This is a genomic window from Clostridium massiliamazoniense (genome assembly GCF_001403635.1).
Lineage (GTDB): Bacteria > Bacillota > Clostridia > Clostridiales > Clostridiaceae > Sarcina > Sarcina massiliamazoniense.
In genome coordinates, this window is sequence record NZ_LN879468.1 from 1,918,991 (window position 1) to 1,931,711 (window position 12,721).

14 protein-coding genes and 1 riboswitch are annotated in these 12,721 nt (G+C 27.2%); of the genes, 6 read left to right on the forward strand and 8 right to left on the reverse strand.

The genetic code is table 11. The annotated features are described in order from the left end of the window. Positions 1–35 precede the first annotated feature (35 nt). From ARA19_RS15960 to ARA19_RS15980, 6 genes are all read right to left on the reverse strand, one after another. Positions 36–758: an MBL fold metallo-hydrolase gene (locus ARA19_RS15960; RefSeq protein WP_055071917.1), complete on the reverse strand. Its 723-nt coding sequence runs from the start codon at positions 756–758 to the stop codon at positions 36–38. Positions 759–931: 173 nt separating this feature from the next. Beyond that, complete coding sequence (locus tag ARA19_RS15965; protein ID WP_242862435.1) at positions 932–2,383, reverse strand: amino acid permease; 1,452 nt, start codon at positions 2,381–2,383, stop codon at positions 932–934. A 156-nt stretch (positions 2,384–2,539) separates the two neighbouring features. Continuing rightward, a riboswitch (SAM riboswitch) is annotated at positions 2,540–2,652 on the reverse strand. A gap of 166 nt (positions 2,653–2,818) precedes the next feature. Then, positions 2,819–4,138, reverse strand: coding sequence for a DUF4179 domain-containing protein (locus ARA19_RS15970; protein ID WP_055071918.1), 1,320 nt, complete (start codon positions 4,136–4,138; stop codon positions 2,819–2,821). Between the two features lie 6 nt (positions 4,139–4,144). Next, positions 4,145–4,468 carry a sigma-70 family RNA polymerase sigma factor gene (locus ARA19_RS18025; protein ID WP_242862436.1) on the reverse strand — a complete coding sequence of 108 codons (324 nt, stop codon included), beginning with the start codon at positions 4,466–4,468 and terminating at the stop codon, positions 4,145–4,147. Between the two features lie 3 nt (positions 4,469–4,471). Continuing rightward, on the reverse strand, positions 4,472–4,687 hold the full coding sequence (locus ARA19_RS18030) for a sigma factor (protein ID WP_242862437.1): 216 nt from the start codon (positions 4,685–4,687) through the stop codon (positions 4,472–4,474). 121 nt (positions 4,688–4,808) lie between these two features. Then, complete coding sequence (locus ARA19_RS15980; protein WP_055071919.1) at positions 4,809–5,144, reverse strand: hypothetical protein; 336 nt, start codon at positions 5,142–5,144, stop codon at positions 4,809–4,811. A gap of 176 nt (positions 5,145–5,320) precedes the next feature. On the opposite strand from ARA19_RS15980, the gene ARA19_RS15985 reads away from it, so the two are divergent. Together ARA19_RS15985 and ARA19_RS15990 are read left to right on the forward strand one after the other, a co-directional pair. Continuing rightward, positions 5,321–6,490, forward strand: a complete 1,170-nt coding sequence (locus tag ARA19_RS15985; protein ID WP_055071920.1) for an MFS transporter — start codon at positions 5,321–5,323, stop codon at positions 6,488–6,490. A gap of 21 nt (positions 6,491–6,511) precedes the next feature. Next, positions 6,512–6,928 (forward strand): MarR family winged helix-turn-helix transcriptional regulator, encoded by a 417-nt coding sequence (locus ARA19_RS15990; protein WP_055071921.1) that lies wholly within the window; start codon positions 6,512–6,514, stop codon positions 6,926–6,928. Between the two features lie 308 nt (positions 6,929–7,236). On the opposite strand, the gene ARA19_RS15995 is transcribed toward ARA19_RS15990, so the two are convergent. Next, on the reverse strand, positions 7,237–8,292 hold the full coding sequence (locus ARA19_RS15995) for a hypothetical protein (RefSeq protein WP_055071922.1): 1,056 nt from the start codon (positions 8,290–8,292) through the stop codon (positions 7,237–7,239). Between the two features lie 502 nt (positions 8,293–8,794). Continuing rightward, complete coding sequence (locus tag ARA19_RS16000) at positions 8,795–9,427, reverse strand: cysteine hydrolase family protein (protein ID WP_055071923.1); 633 nt, start codon at positions 9,425–9,427, stop codon at positions 8,795–8,797. Positions 9,428–9,737: 310 nt separating this feature from the next. On the opposite strand from ARA19_RS16000, the gene ARA19_RS16005 reads away from it, so the two are divergent. From ARA19_RS16005 to ARA19_RS16020, 4 genes are all read left to right on the forward strand, one after another. After that, complete coding sequence (locus tag ARA19_RS16005; protein ID WP_055071924.1) at positions 9,738–9,917, forward strand: hypothetical protein; 180 nt, start codon at positions 9,738–9,740, stop codon at positions 9,915–9,917. A 463-nt stretch (positions 9,918–10,380) separates the two neighbouring features. Further along, positions 10,381–10,845 carry a hypothetical protein gene (locus ARA19_RS16010; protein ID WP_055071925.1) on the forward strand — a complete coding sequence of 155 codons (465 nt, stop codon included), beginning with the start codon at positions 10,381–10,383 and terminating at the stop codon, positions 10,843–10,845. A gap of 17 nt (positions 10,846–10,862) precedes the next feature. Next, the gene (locus ARA19_RS16015; RefSeq protein WP_055071926.1) at positions 10,863–11,042 is read left to right on the forward strand and encodes a hypothetical protein; all 180 of its coding nucleotides are present in this window, start codon (positions 10,863–10,865) and stop codon (positions 11,040–11,042) included. 217 nt (positions 11,043–11,259) lie between these two features. Further along, entirely contained in the window at positions 11,260–12,642 is a 1,383-nt protein-coding gene (locus tag ARA19_RS16020; RefSeq protein ID WP_207643346.1) for an ArsB/NhaD family transporter, read from the forward strand. Positions 12,643–12,721 lie beyond the last annotated feature (79 nt).

Below are 12,721 nucleotides of genomic sequence, written 5' to 3' on the forward strand. Positions count from 1 at the left end.
GATGTAATAAGAAATTTATTTTTTATTTATTGATATTATTTCTTTAATTCATCAACATCTACTTTTCCAACATATTCTCCACCGTGATAGCAAAGAACTTTTTCTATATCTAAACCTCTTAATTCTTCTAATGAATTTTTAGCTTGTTCTGGATTATAATGAGCACCATCTCTAACTCTAATTAATTTTCCATCTTCTAAAGATACGGCATCACCTGTTATTAAAGTTTTTTGTTCTCTTGCATATATACATATATGTCCTAAAGTATGCCCTGGCATGTCCAAAGTTTCAACTTCATTAAATATTGGTAGTCTATCACCAGCTTTAAAAGTTTCATCAACTTTAACATAAGAACTATCAAAACCTTTTTTGAAGAATTTTAATCTACCTTTTCCAGCCTCATCTAAATTAGCTTCATTTTCTATTAATTTAGCAAGCTTTAATGGAGTCTTTTCTCCTGAAATATAGTCTGCTTCTACATCAGTTGAATATATTTTAAAATCATTTCCTAAAAGTTCTTTAAATTCTCTAGCAGCACCAACATGGTCTATATCATGATGAGTTATAACTAAAGCTTTTAATTTATTAATATCTATATATTTTTCTACTTCTGACTTTAATGCCTCAAATTGACCTGGAAGACCTGAATCTATTAAAACTGCTTTTTCTTCATCATAAATAAGAACTGGGCAAACAGTCATTTCTCTACCAAATGCACTTGATGTAGCTTCTAATATTTTTACGTTTAAATTACTCATAATAACCTTCTCCTTTTCTTTTGTTCACTTTTATTATATCTTATCAAAATAATAAATTAAAAATTATCTTTTTTGCTGAATTTATTATATTACTTTTATCTGCCGAGATAGCTATATAGCTAGATAAAAAACAAAGAGGATGTATCCGTAACTTGATACATCCTCCTATTATATTAATTTAAATGTTCTACTAACTCTTCTTTTGTTGAATCTTTTTCCTCCACTATTGTTCCCCTTACTTTACTAATTGAGTAAATTACAAATGGAAGAACCATTATAACTAGGAAACAAACTACTAAAAGAATTGTGTAACTTTCTACATTTTGTTTTGGTAATCCTGTTGGTGGTAAAAATGATATAAAGAATGCAACTACTGTGAATATTAAGGCTATAATTGCTGCTGTTAATTTTACTATTTTTCCACCTGGTATTTCATAACTTCTTTTTAAATTGCCATGCTTTATTACTAAAGTTATGTAACCTAATAAAAATAAGAAGTATGCTGCAAGATATACTATAACAGTTAGTGTCATTGCCATGAAGAATGAAGTATTTGAACTTCCTCCTCCGAAAGTTAATACTGCTGCCCATACACTTACTATAATTCCTTGAATTATTAAAAGATAAGGAGCAACGTCATTTTTATTTCTTTCAGCTAATTTTTTAGGAAATATTCCTCTTTCACCAGCCACAGATAATCCTCTTGATGGTCCTATAATCCATGAACTTACCTCTGCAATTGAACCCATTGCAAGTAAAAGTGCTATTATGTTAACAAGCCATTGGTAATGTCCAAAATGTCCAAGTAATCCTGAAAATGTTTGGAATACACCTTCACTAAGACTTAATTCTGATTGTGGTACTACTGCTGCCACTGATAAAGCCCCAACTGTATTTAAAACAATAGCTAAAATTAATAATATTATTACTGCTATAGGATAATCTCTTTTTGGATTTTCCATATCCTTAACATGGGTTGCTGAAACTTCAACTCCCATATAAGAAAGCATAAATGAAACTAATACTACTAATGTACTTGTTTTTGAAAAATCAGGTACAAAAGTTTTTGAGCTTATTACAACATGTACAGGAAAACCTTTTGCAATATATAATCCTGCTAAAATAAATAAAATAGCTCCCGGTATAAGAACTCCACCTATAAATCCAACTTTAGCTATTAAAGCAGTATTTTTTACACCAGTTAATTGAACTGCTGTTATTGCCCAGAAAATAACTAAAACTGCTATAAACTTAATAAGTGGATCATTATTTAAGGCTGTCCATCCTGTTACATAAGCCAAAGCACCTATAATAAAATAAATCATTGTTATAGCCCCAATAGTAAAGACCATAAATTGAAAGAATATGTGAGCAAATCCCCACTTTTCACCTAAAGTATTTCCTGTCCAAGAAAATACTCCACCATCTCCCCATCCGTCTACAGTTGCCATTTCAGCAGCTGCTAAAACTATAGGTAAGAACCATAAAAAGCCTCCTGCTAGTAAATAAAATATAGCACTGAATCCACTAGTTGCGAAGGTTGGATACTCGTATATTTCTACTAATACTGAACCAGTAAGAAATAAAAATCCAAACATAGTAAGTTTTTTTGTTCCTTTTTTCAAATTTTTATCCTCCTCTTTTGTTTTTTCCTCACTATATAGCTTGTACATTTTTCTCCTATGCAAATAAAAAAAGACCACTTCTTATTCGCAGAAGAATAAGAAACAGTCTTGAAATTTTGAATTTGGCGTTCAAATTTACATTCATAAACTCTATATCTCTCATCTTCCAAGAATAAAATTCTTGCAGGATTTAGCACAGTTCCGACTATATAAATATCGGTTGTTGCCAGGTTTCACAGGGCCAGTCCCTCCACCGTTCTTGATAAAAGATTTCTATCTGAAATGACTCAGACAGAATTAAATATTATTCGATTGTCATCATTATACTACATTTATCAACAAATTATCAATATTTTTTTAAAGTTTTATTCATATTTAATTATTCCTTATTCACTTGACTAAATTTATATCCCTTAGTTAATCCCTAAATATTAACTATTTTATTTTTATAGTTTCTGTTTTAACATTATCTAAATCTAAATTGCTGTCATAAGTAATCAACCTACTTTTCTTATTTAAATCAACATTATTAAATTCAAGAATATAACCATTTTCATCTTTTTTTATAATACCTATATTTTGTATTAAAGTTTCCTTTTCTTCATCACCTGTCCATAAAGTCATATTTCCTAATGTTCCTAAAGCTTCAAAATTACTCTTAAAATGCAATCTTATTTTATTATCATGAATTTCAACATTATAGAACTCACCTTCTAATCCATTCTTTGTTTTTAATTTACTAGGATAAATTAAGCTCCCTTTTCTACTCTCTTCAAATTCAACAAGTTCCTCTTCTGCTCCAAATCTTTTAGCTTCTGCAACTATTAATTCTATACTCTTCGCACTCTTTATTTCCTCTGCTGTTAAGTAAGGAAAATTAAAACTACCAATACCATCATCAAAGCTAGAGTTATTATTAATATCAACCTTATGAATTACTCCATCAACATTTAAATAATACTTATGATCTATCATATAATTTGGATTGCTATCATTATAAATTAATGTATCCTTTACTTTTAAATTACTTCCCTTCACAGTTCCTTTCAATGAATAAATATATATATTATCATTTAATTTTTTTCTTACATTAATTACTTTTAATTTACTAAGTGCTCCTTTAAAATCTACATTTAAATCAAATGAAACATTCATTAAATTATTATTTGAAACCTCATCTAACATTGATATAACAAGCTTTATTCCTTTATTACTTGAAATTTGATTTATATCAGATAAATTAATACTATGAGTTATTATTACTGTTTTGTTATCTATATAAGAAAAGCTTGATGCAGCACTTACACTACCAGATTTAGGTTTATTTATTAACTCAGTAAAACAATTTATATATTTATTTTTAATTTCTTCTTTTTCACTCTCCACTCTTATTCCTACTAATAAATTAGCTCCATTAGTACTTATATTATCAATAGTCACTTTATAACCATTCTCACTCTTACTTTCACCTATATACTTCGTATACTCTTCGTAACCATCAAAGAAACCTAACTCCTTATATATATCACTTATAAATGGCAAGTTCTTTGCTACAGCTGGTGTGAACATAGTTCCTGTTATTATTATAGCTGTTGAAGCTGCAACTATTTTTCCTCTTTTTCTTGGCTTTTTAATTTTACTTTTTACCTCTTTTCTTATTGCTTCTATTTCTATTTCACATAAATTATCTTCTGAAAGCTCTAGTTCATCTATATTAAAATTATCTAAATTCTCATTAATTTTATTTATATCCATAACTCCCTAACTCCTCTCATTACTAAAACCCTCTTTTAATTTTTTTCTTCCTCTAAAAATTCTAAGATTAATGAACTTTTCTGTTACCCCTAATTCTTCTGCAACTTCCTTACTGCTCTTTTCTTCAAAAAATTTTTTTAAGAATATCTCTTTATCTACAGCACTCATTTTATTTATTTGATTCCGTACTCCTTCTATAGCCTCATTATTTATTATTTTTTCTTCTATATTATGACTATAAGTTATTTTTGCACTATCTAGTTCTTCATTTCCATAGTGCTTCTTTTCCTTTCTTAACATATCAATAGCTGTATATTTACTAATTGCCATTACCTATAAATTAAATTTATTTTCTTCTCTATTAAAGGATTTTGAGTTGTTCCATATTTTTAATATAACGTCATTAACACACTCTTTACTTAATTCTCTATCATTTAAAATTCCATTAGCTATTTTAAATATAAGATTTGAATAATTATCAACTAAATAATCTAAGGCTTTAGGGTCTTTCTTCTTTAATTCCTTAATAAATCCTAGGTCTTTAGCCATACTGTCCCCCTCCTCAATTCTCTTGAAAGTACTTTCATATATATATTCGAAATTAACTTTAAATTTATTTCACTAAAATAAAAAAACTTGTAAGTTCTACACCTACAAGTTTTTTTATTGTTTATTGTTCTATATTTACTAAAATCTTATCATATCTCTTAGCTAGTCTCATTAATGGAAGATTATCAACTTCTCCATTTATCACTGCTGCAAAATGTGTTATTTCATCATCTTCCATAAGTTCTTTTTCTAATCTCTCTATTTCAACCATTTTTCTTTCTATTGTATAAATAGCATTATTCTTTATTTTAAATTTATCCAACGTAGCCTTAAAATCCTTACCTTCTTCCCCACTAATTACAGTAAGTATTTTATCATCTTTTCCCATGGAATCCCTTAACATTTCCCCTATTTCACCTTTATTACTTTCTTGCACCAATAATTCCATTGAAAACACTCTAATCCCCCCAATCAATTGTAAAATTATCCATATTTTTATTATCTTATAAAATAAAGAACTCTATATAAACTTATGTTAAATAAAGTTTAAATTTAATAGTTGACATATCAACTATCTAATGTTATATTATTTTTAGTTGATAAGTCAACTAATTTGACAAAGGAGAAATCTTAATGAAAGCTTTAGAAAAAATAGCAATACTATCAATTTCATTTTTATCCCTTATTGCAACAGCTGCAATGGCTCCTGCTTTAACTGGGATTCAAAATCATTTTTTATCTGCATCACCTGTTTTAGTAAAGTTAGTAATAACATTACCAGCACTTATATGTATACCAGTTAGTTTATTAAACACTAACTTTTTAAAATATATGTCAGATAAACTTTTAATCATAATAGGATTATTATTATTCTTAATAGGTGGAATATGCTCAGCTATAGCACCTGATATATACACTTTACTTATAACTAGAGGTATCCTTGGTTTAGGTCTTGGAATCACTGCACCAATGTCTCTTGTTCTTATTGGAGAATACTTTGAAGGAAAAGAAAGAGCTAAATTCATGGGATTTTCAACAGCTTCAACAAACTTAGGTGGGATTGTTTCCACTTTAATCGTTGGGGTTCTTGCAAATATAGGTTGGAGAGTTTCATTCTTAATTTACTTATCAGTTGCAGTAGTTTTACTTATAGTAATTTTCTATCTACCTTCTAAGAAAAAAGTAAATGATACTTCAGAAAAACATAACTTACATAATACTACTAAGGAAATTAAATTAAATAAATCAGTATTTAAATATTCATTCTTAGTATTTTTAGCACTTGTAGCATTTTATGCTGTTCCTACTAACATGGACTTCTTAATAAAAGCTAAAAATCTAGGTGGAGATTCAGTTGCGGCTAGCCTAGTTTCACTTAGCACACTTTCATCATTAGTTAGTGCCTTACTATTTGGAAAATTTATAAAAGTACTAAAAAAATATTATTCTATGTTAATATTTATATTAATGGCTATAGGTTTTGCTCTTGCAGGATATGGAAATAATTTATTTACTATTGGGCTTGGAATAATTCTTGGTGGATATGGCTTTGGATCTATAATTCCATACACAATGTTATTTGCTTCAAATATAGTTCATAAAACTCATACATCCCTAGCTATATTAATAATAACTACTGGATTATATTTAGGAGAATTTGTTTCACCTATGATACTTCAAAGTATAGCCAATATCATAGGAATGAAAAATTCTACAGGCAATTTCTACGCTGCTGTAATAATTGCATTAATTGCATTAATCTGTTCAATATATACTGCATTAAAGGAAGACTTAATTATATAAAATTTAAGAAGGTGATTCACATTGAATAATAACGCTTTAACTTTAGTAAACAACATGGCCCTTTTTAGAAAGCAATATCATGCCTTCGTTAATGAACGAGTTGCTGAATTAGAAATCACAAGTTCTGAATTCTCATACTTAAAGCAATTAGTAAATAACGATGGTGCACTTCAAGATATTATTGTTAAAAATACCTGTGTAGATAAAGCCGCTACCACTCGAATAGCTCAATCCTTAGAGAAAAAGGATTTGATAAAAAGAGTTAAAAATGAAAAAGATAAGAGAAATTTCAATGTTTATTTAACTGAGAAAGGAAAGCCTTATATAAAAATAATTAATGAAATCCTTGAAGATTGGTATACCACCTTAGGTAAAGATGTAGATAAAGATATCTTATCAGCCTTTGAGGAAACACTAGATAAATTAACTCATAATTAAACCTTATTATACAGTAAAATTTTTAAGGTAATATTAATAAAGAGTTTAATTGTATAAAGAGGATGTATCTACAATTTTGATACATCCTCTTTATCTTTTAACAGAATAAATTTTCTATATATTATTTTTCCCAATAAAAAAACAGCCTATTATACCCCAATAGTCTGTCTTTTTATAATTAATTCTCAATTAAGCCTTAGACAATATCCTATTCTCAACAAGCTTTTATACCATACCCAAATTTATTATCGACCATGTTTATGAAAACTTTATCATAAAATAAATTTTTTTTATATTTTTATTTCTTTCTACACTAACTCTTTATCTATCATTAAAAAATCACAGTTGAAACTCTTAATATTACCAGTAAATATATCATGTAAATTTATATTTTTATGTCCTTTAGAACTATTATTACTGTAAACTAATATTCTTTCTTCCATAAAAGCTCTAATTTTAATATCTTCATCTTTCTCTATTTCTTTGTAAGAATAAATAGTATTATTATCAGTATTTATAACTTCTTTCTTATTTTTATTTTTAGATATAAGAAGTAAATCACCCTTTGATACCAAATCATCTATTTCTTTATTAACTGTTCTAAAAGCAATATTATCATCTATAGAAAAATATATTAATTTATTTTTTACTCCTTTATGAAAAACTACTATTTTATTATCATAAATTCCAAGTAAAGTTACATATTCTCTCCCATGAGAATCTATAAGCAAATTTTTCTTTATTTTTTCCCCTTCAATAACAGATTGAACTAAATCATTTATGTCATATAATACAATATCATTTCTTGTAAGTTCAGTTTCTCCATAACTATTCCTTAAATCGATAATTTCCTTAGGACTATAGTAACTTTCATCAACTACCATATAAGCAATATCATCTTGTTTGAAAAATACTCTTTTCCCTACAGTTTCTAGAAATACCCTATCATTAATCTCAAAAGTTAAAGTTTCTTCTACAGAATAAATAAATCCCTTTGTGAAATCCTTATTATTTTTATATCTTACAAAAATATAATTATCTATTGCAAATAAATCTATTAACTTACTTCCTCTCCCAAGATTATATTTAAATATTTCTATAGGATCATATAAACTAACCTCTCTTACTATTAAAAAGCTATTTTTTATGTAGTATTCATAGATATTTTTCCTGTGTTCATCAACGAAAAAATTATATCTCATATCACTAGTAGAAGTGAACTCCGTAAGTTTCTCTATTTCCTTATGGTAAACATAAATACTCTTAGAATCTTTATAATCAACTTCTAAATAACATTTAAACTCATCCTCTAATATTATCTTAGAGCTTAATGAGCCATAAAAATTAAGCTCCCTAACTCTCATTTTTCCCCTCCGAACAAAACTTTTCTCTGATAACTAGTACTGCGCTCAATCTTCTCAAACACAAACACAGCCCCTAAATAATCTTCACTAAAATATATCTAAAGTTAAAACTTTACTTAAATTAACCCTAGGTTTATTTCCAAATATTGTAACACATATTTAATTTATTTTCCATATATTTACATAATATATTTAAATTAAGTTTTGATCTTTCTAATTAACTTATTTAACAGTACTCTTTGTGTAAAAATCATATTAATTTAGATAAAGTAAAGCAACAATAGAGAAGTGAGAAACTCTATTGTTGCTTTGAATTTAACATATATTTTTATTGCATATCTATCTCGATTTTGTTATTAGGATAATATTAGGGAAGCATTTATTACTTCATTTTTAAATTAATCTATACTTTTAATTTCTTATACAACGGTCTTTTATTTTTCAACTTATTTTTACTAACACATACTTAACTAACTTAACTTTTACTTATTTAATTTATTATTTATCTTAAGTTTCTTATAATATCATTTGTTTTTAGTGAACCACTTGATAGCATATCAAAATTTATTTCTGCAGCTTTATAAGCATCCACCCCTGGTGCTCCAGTTGCATCCTTTGCAATATATACCTCAAATCCCTGTTCTACTAAGTCTCTCATATGTGATTCAATACAAATGTTTGAATTCATTCCACCAAGAATCACCTTATCTATTTTTTGTTTCCTTAATTGTAATACTAAATCATTTGTTTGTGGTCCAAATATCTTATGTGGACTAGCTATTACAGTTTCATCATCTTCTATATATGGCTTAAATAATTCATATATATCAGCTCTTGAGTTTTTATCTACTGCTTCAGATGGTCCTTTCCTCTCAAACATTTTTAATGAGTGCATCATCTTTTCACCCTTTGATTCAAATTCCCACTTATGGTCATGTGGATAATAATAATGTGGTGATACAAATACCTTATATCCATTCTCTTTTGATGCCTTAAGTAAATCTTCTATATTTTTTATAGTATTATTTTCCTCCAAAACATCCTTTGCTAATGGGTATCCTGCTCCCATCTCATGTAAAAATTCATTTTGTGGATCAACTAGTACTATAGCTGTATCTTTTTTATTAAAGTTCATACTTACATCCCCTTACTTTTTAATCTTTCGATTTTACTTTTTGTTATTTAATAACTTGTTTTACCTTATGTATTTATAATAATTCTAAAGTAATTAACTCACAATTAGGCACTTTAAAGTAACTAACCCATGTAATAAATTTTATTCTACTCGAATTTATTCTTTATATTATTTTTCTTCTGAATCATATATTTTTTATTAAATTTCAGCATTTGTATCTGGTTATTTTGTCTTATTCCGGAACATTTTATTGTATAAATTTATATCATATATTGTAAGCAATTTAATTATGTTAAAAGGAGGCTATATCATGGCTAGTTTAATAACAAATAATTACCAAGGTGCACCTATAACATTAGGTATTACAGGATTACCTATAACAATAACTGGTGAAGTTTTAAAAAGTAATGGTGATGACACAGTAACTCTTAAATTAAAGGATGGAAAAATTGTTCATATCTCAAATGAACTTATAGCATTCTTTTTCTAAACACTATTAAATATTAGAGAAATTATAGGCTACTTTGATAATGGCTACCTACTTGAACTCTCCTTAATTTCATCTAAGTAAGATATAAATAACATTATACTTCTAGATACTTAATGTAATTTTAACATTAAATAGCACCTGAAGATAAATATTGTTATGCTCTTATGTATGAATAATATTAATTCACTTTATGCTAAGTTTCATTTTATATTGTAGCCTATTATTATAAAAATTTATTTAGTAAGTAAATTCTATAACTTTTTTGATATTCCTAATTTTCTAAATAACTTTCATTAAGATTTAGTTAAATTTACTAATTTCTATTGGATAAACTTAAGTAACTAAATCGAAGATTTATAAATTTACTTAAAGATCCACTTTGATTAGTTTATTATATGGCTATTTTCTTATGTGTAAATTTAAATAACTCATAATCTATGTATTAAACAGGAGGTTTTAATAAATGTTTGAAGATTTAAAAAGTGCGGGAAAACCTTTAAAAGAACTAACAGCAGGTCCCAACAGTGCATTTAAAGAACTTTCTTCATTGAAAGATATTTCTCTTCCATTAAAAGAACTCGGTAAAATGGAATCATTCAATGAATTATCAAGTTTAAAAGAAGGTTTTGCTCCATTAAAAGACTTAAAGGGACCAGATCCTCATGGCCCTAAACATGATTCATCAAATAATGATGATAATAAAAAAGACAAAGACAATAAAGATGATAGCAAAAAGGATGATGGTAAAAAAGATAAAGACAATAAAGATGACAATAAGAAAGATGACAATAAGAAAGACAAAGACGAAAAAGATGACAACAAGAAAGATGATGATAAAAAAGATAAAGACAATAAAGACGACCACAAAAAAGATGATAATAAAAAAGATAAAGACAATAAAGATGATAAACACAAAAAAGATAAATAAATTAGAGGTGATTAATAATGTATGATTTATTAACAAATGATTTTAAAGGTGCTACAATTACTGTTGCAATTACAGGTTTACCAATAGTAATAACAGGTAAGGTTATCACTAGTGAAAAAGAAGGAATTATTTCTCTAAAGGCAGAAGATGGAAAAATAATTAATATAGCTGAAAATCTTATTGCATTTTTCTTTTAATAAATTTCCATATATAAAGGACTGTAAATCTGATTTACAGTCCTTTAAATAAATCTTTTAAGATTTATTTTCTACTTTTCAATTTTATATTGTTTTATATTTTTCCCTGAACACTTATTTTGAACATATATTTTATAAAAATATATGGAATAAAAATATTGAAAGGTAGGCAAATTTTATGATTCCAATTCTCATTATTTTAGTCATCTATATTTTAATGGTGTTTTCAGTTAAATATCGTACTGCTATATCAATTTTAGGTGTTGGCGCCTTGTTGATGTATACAACTTTATTTGAAGGTTACACCTTCGTGGATGTATTTAAGAGTTTCCCATTAGAAATAGTCTTATTGATTTTAGCCTTAGCATTATTCTCGAAAATATTTGAGAATAATGGTTTTTTAGAGGCTATAGGAAATAAATTATTAAAATTATCTAAGGGAAGCAAAACATTTATAATAGTTGTTCTACCGCTTGTTATGTATGTTACATCTTTATTCATGAACAACTTAAGTGTTATTCTTATATTCACATTTATAGTATTAACCATTGTAAGACAATTTAAATTCCCTGTGACACCAATTTTAGTAGCTTGTTTAATAGCTTCAAATATAGGTGGTTGTCCTCTGCCATGGGCTGATACTCCCGCAGTAATTATTACCTTGTATTCAGACTTTACACTTTTTGATTTTCTAAATAAACTTTTTATACCATGTGCTGTATTTGAAGGATTACTAATACTTTATTTATTCCTTTGGTATAAATATTTAAATAAAATAAAATTATTTAAATTTAAGCATAATACAAAGAACAAAGAGAAAAGCTTAATTTTGAAGGCTACTCCTCTAGCACCACTTCCACCTTTACCAGAGGATGAGGATGCTCCAACACCACCTCCACCACATGAACCACCTCCACATATTAAAGCCATTATTCCAAAATCAAAATTCAAAAGACTTTATTGGCCATTAATAGTGTTTGGTCTCTTTATTGTTGGTGTTTGCATTGCTCCTTTTATAAATCTCTCTATTTCTTATGTATGTATGTTCTTTATTGGATTTACATTGATTTTTGTATCAGGTAATCCTGGTGATATACTAAACTCCCTTGATGTAACAGATTCATTGGTGTTTATTTCATCACTCTTTATGATCTCTGGAGTATTAGAGCATTATGGAGTATTAAAAACAGCAGTAAATTATCTACTTTCATTTACAGGCGATAATAAGATTTTAATTCTTCTTTGCATATTGTTCTGTTCATTTCTAATTGCAACCTTCCTATCAGCTGGTCCTGCTGCTGCAACTATCTTACCAATGTGTGCACAATTAATTCCTATAATCGGAAGTAACTTTGTTTTCGTTCCATTAGCTTTAGGAATTCTTGCTGGAAGTAGTATGTTACCTTGGTCAGCCACAGGAGGCCCTATAATGCTTAGTGAAGTTAATAGATATTTATATCATCGTAAGGTATCCGATGAAGAAAAAAATAATATTATGAATATTTATAACTTAAAAGAATATGCAGCTTTTTCAATACCATTTTCTTTAATTATATTACTAGGTAGTGCTATATATATTTCCATATACATGGCTCTATAAGTAACAAAATTAATAAAAAATAAATATATTATTATATGTTTATAATAATCAAGTGATGATAAGCGTAGAGATATCTACG

Excerpts from the sequence above, each read along its gene's own strand:
- ARA19_RS16020 (WP_207643346.1), top strand. The coding sequence starts at position 11,260 with ATGGTGTTTTCAGTTAAATATCGTACTGCTATATCAATTTTAGGTGTT.
- ARA19_RS16000 (WP_055071923.1), bottom strand. The coding sequence starts at position 9,427 with ATGAACTTTAATAAAAAAGATACAGCTATAGTACTAGTTGATCCACAA.
- ARA19_RS18025 (WP_242862436.1), bottom strand. The coding sequence starts at position 4,468 with ATGGCAATTAGTAAATATACAGCTATTGATATGTTAAGAAAGGAAAAG.
- ARA19_RS16015 (WP_055071926.1), top strand. The coding sequence starts at position 10,863 with ATGTATGATTTATTAACAAATGATTTTAAAGGTGCTACAATTACTGTT.
- ARA19_RS15960 (WP_055071917.1), bottom strand. The coding sequence starts at position 758 with ATGAGTAATTTAAACGTAAAAATATTAGAAGCTACATCAAGTGCATTT.
- ARA19_RS16010 (WP_055071925.1), top strand. The coding sequence starts at position 10,381 with ATGTTTGAAGATTTAAAAAGTGCGGGAAAACCTTTAAAAGAACTAACA.
- ARA19_RS16005 (WP_055071924.1), top strand. The coding sequence starts at position 9,738 with ATGGCTAGTTTAATAACAAATAATTACCAAGGTGCACCTATAACATTA.
- ARA19_RS18030 (WP_242862437.1), bottom strand. The coding sequence starts at position 4,687 with ATGGCTAAAGACCTAGGATTTATTAAGGAATTAAAGAAGAAAGACCCT.
- ARA19_RS15995 (WP_055071922.1), bottom strand. The coding sequence starts at position 8,292 with ATGAGAGTTAGGGAGCTTAATTTTTATGGCTCATTAAGCTCTAAGATA.
- ARA19_RS15985 (WP_055071920.1), top strand. The coding sequence starts at position 5,321 with ATGAAAGCTTTAGAAAAAATAGCAATACTATCAATTTCATTTTTATCC.
- ARA19_RS15970 (WP_055071918.1), bottom strand. The coding sequence starts at position 4,138 with ATGGATATAAATAAAATTAATGAGAATTTAGATAATTTTAATATAGAT.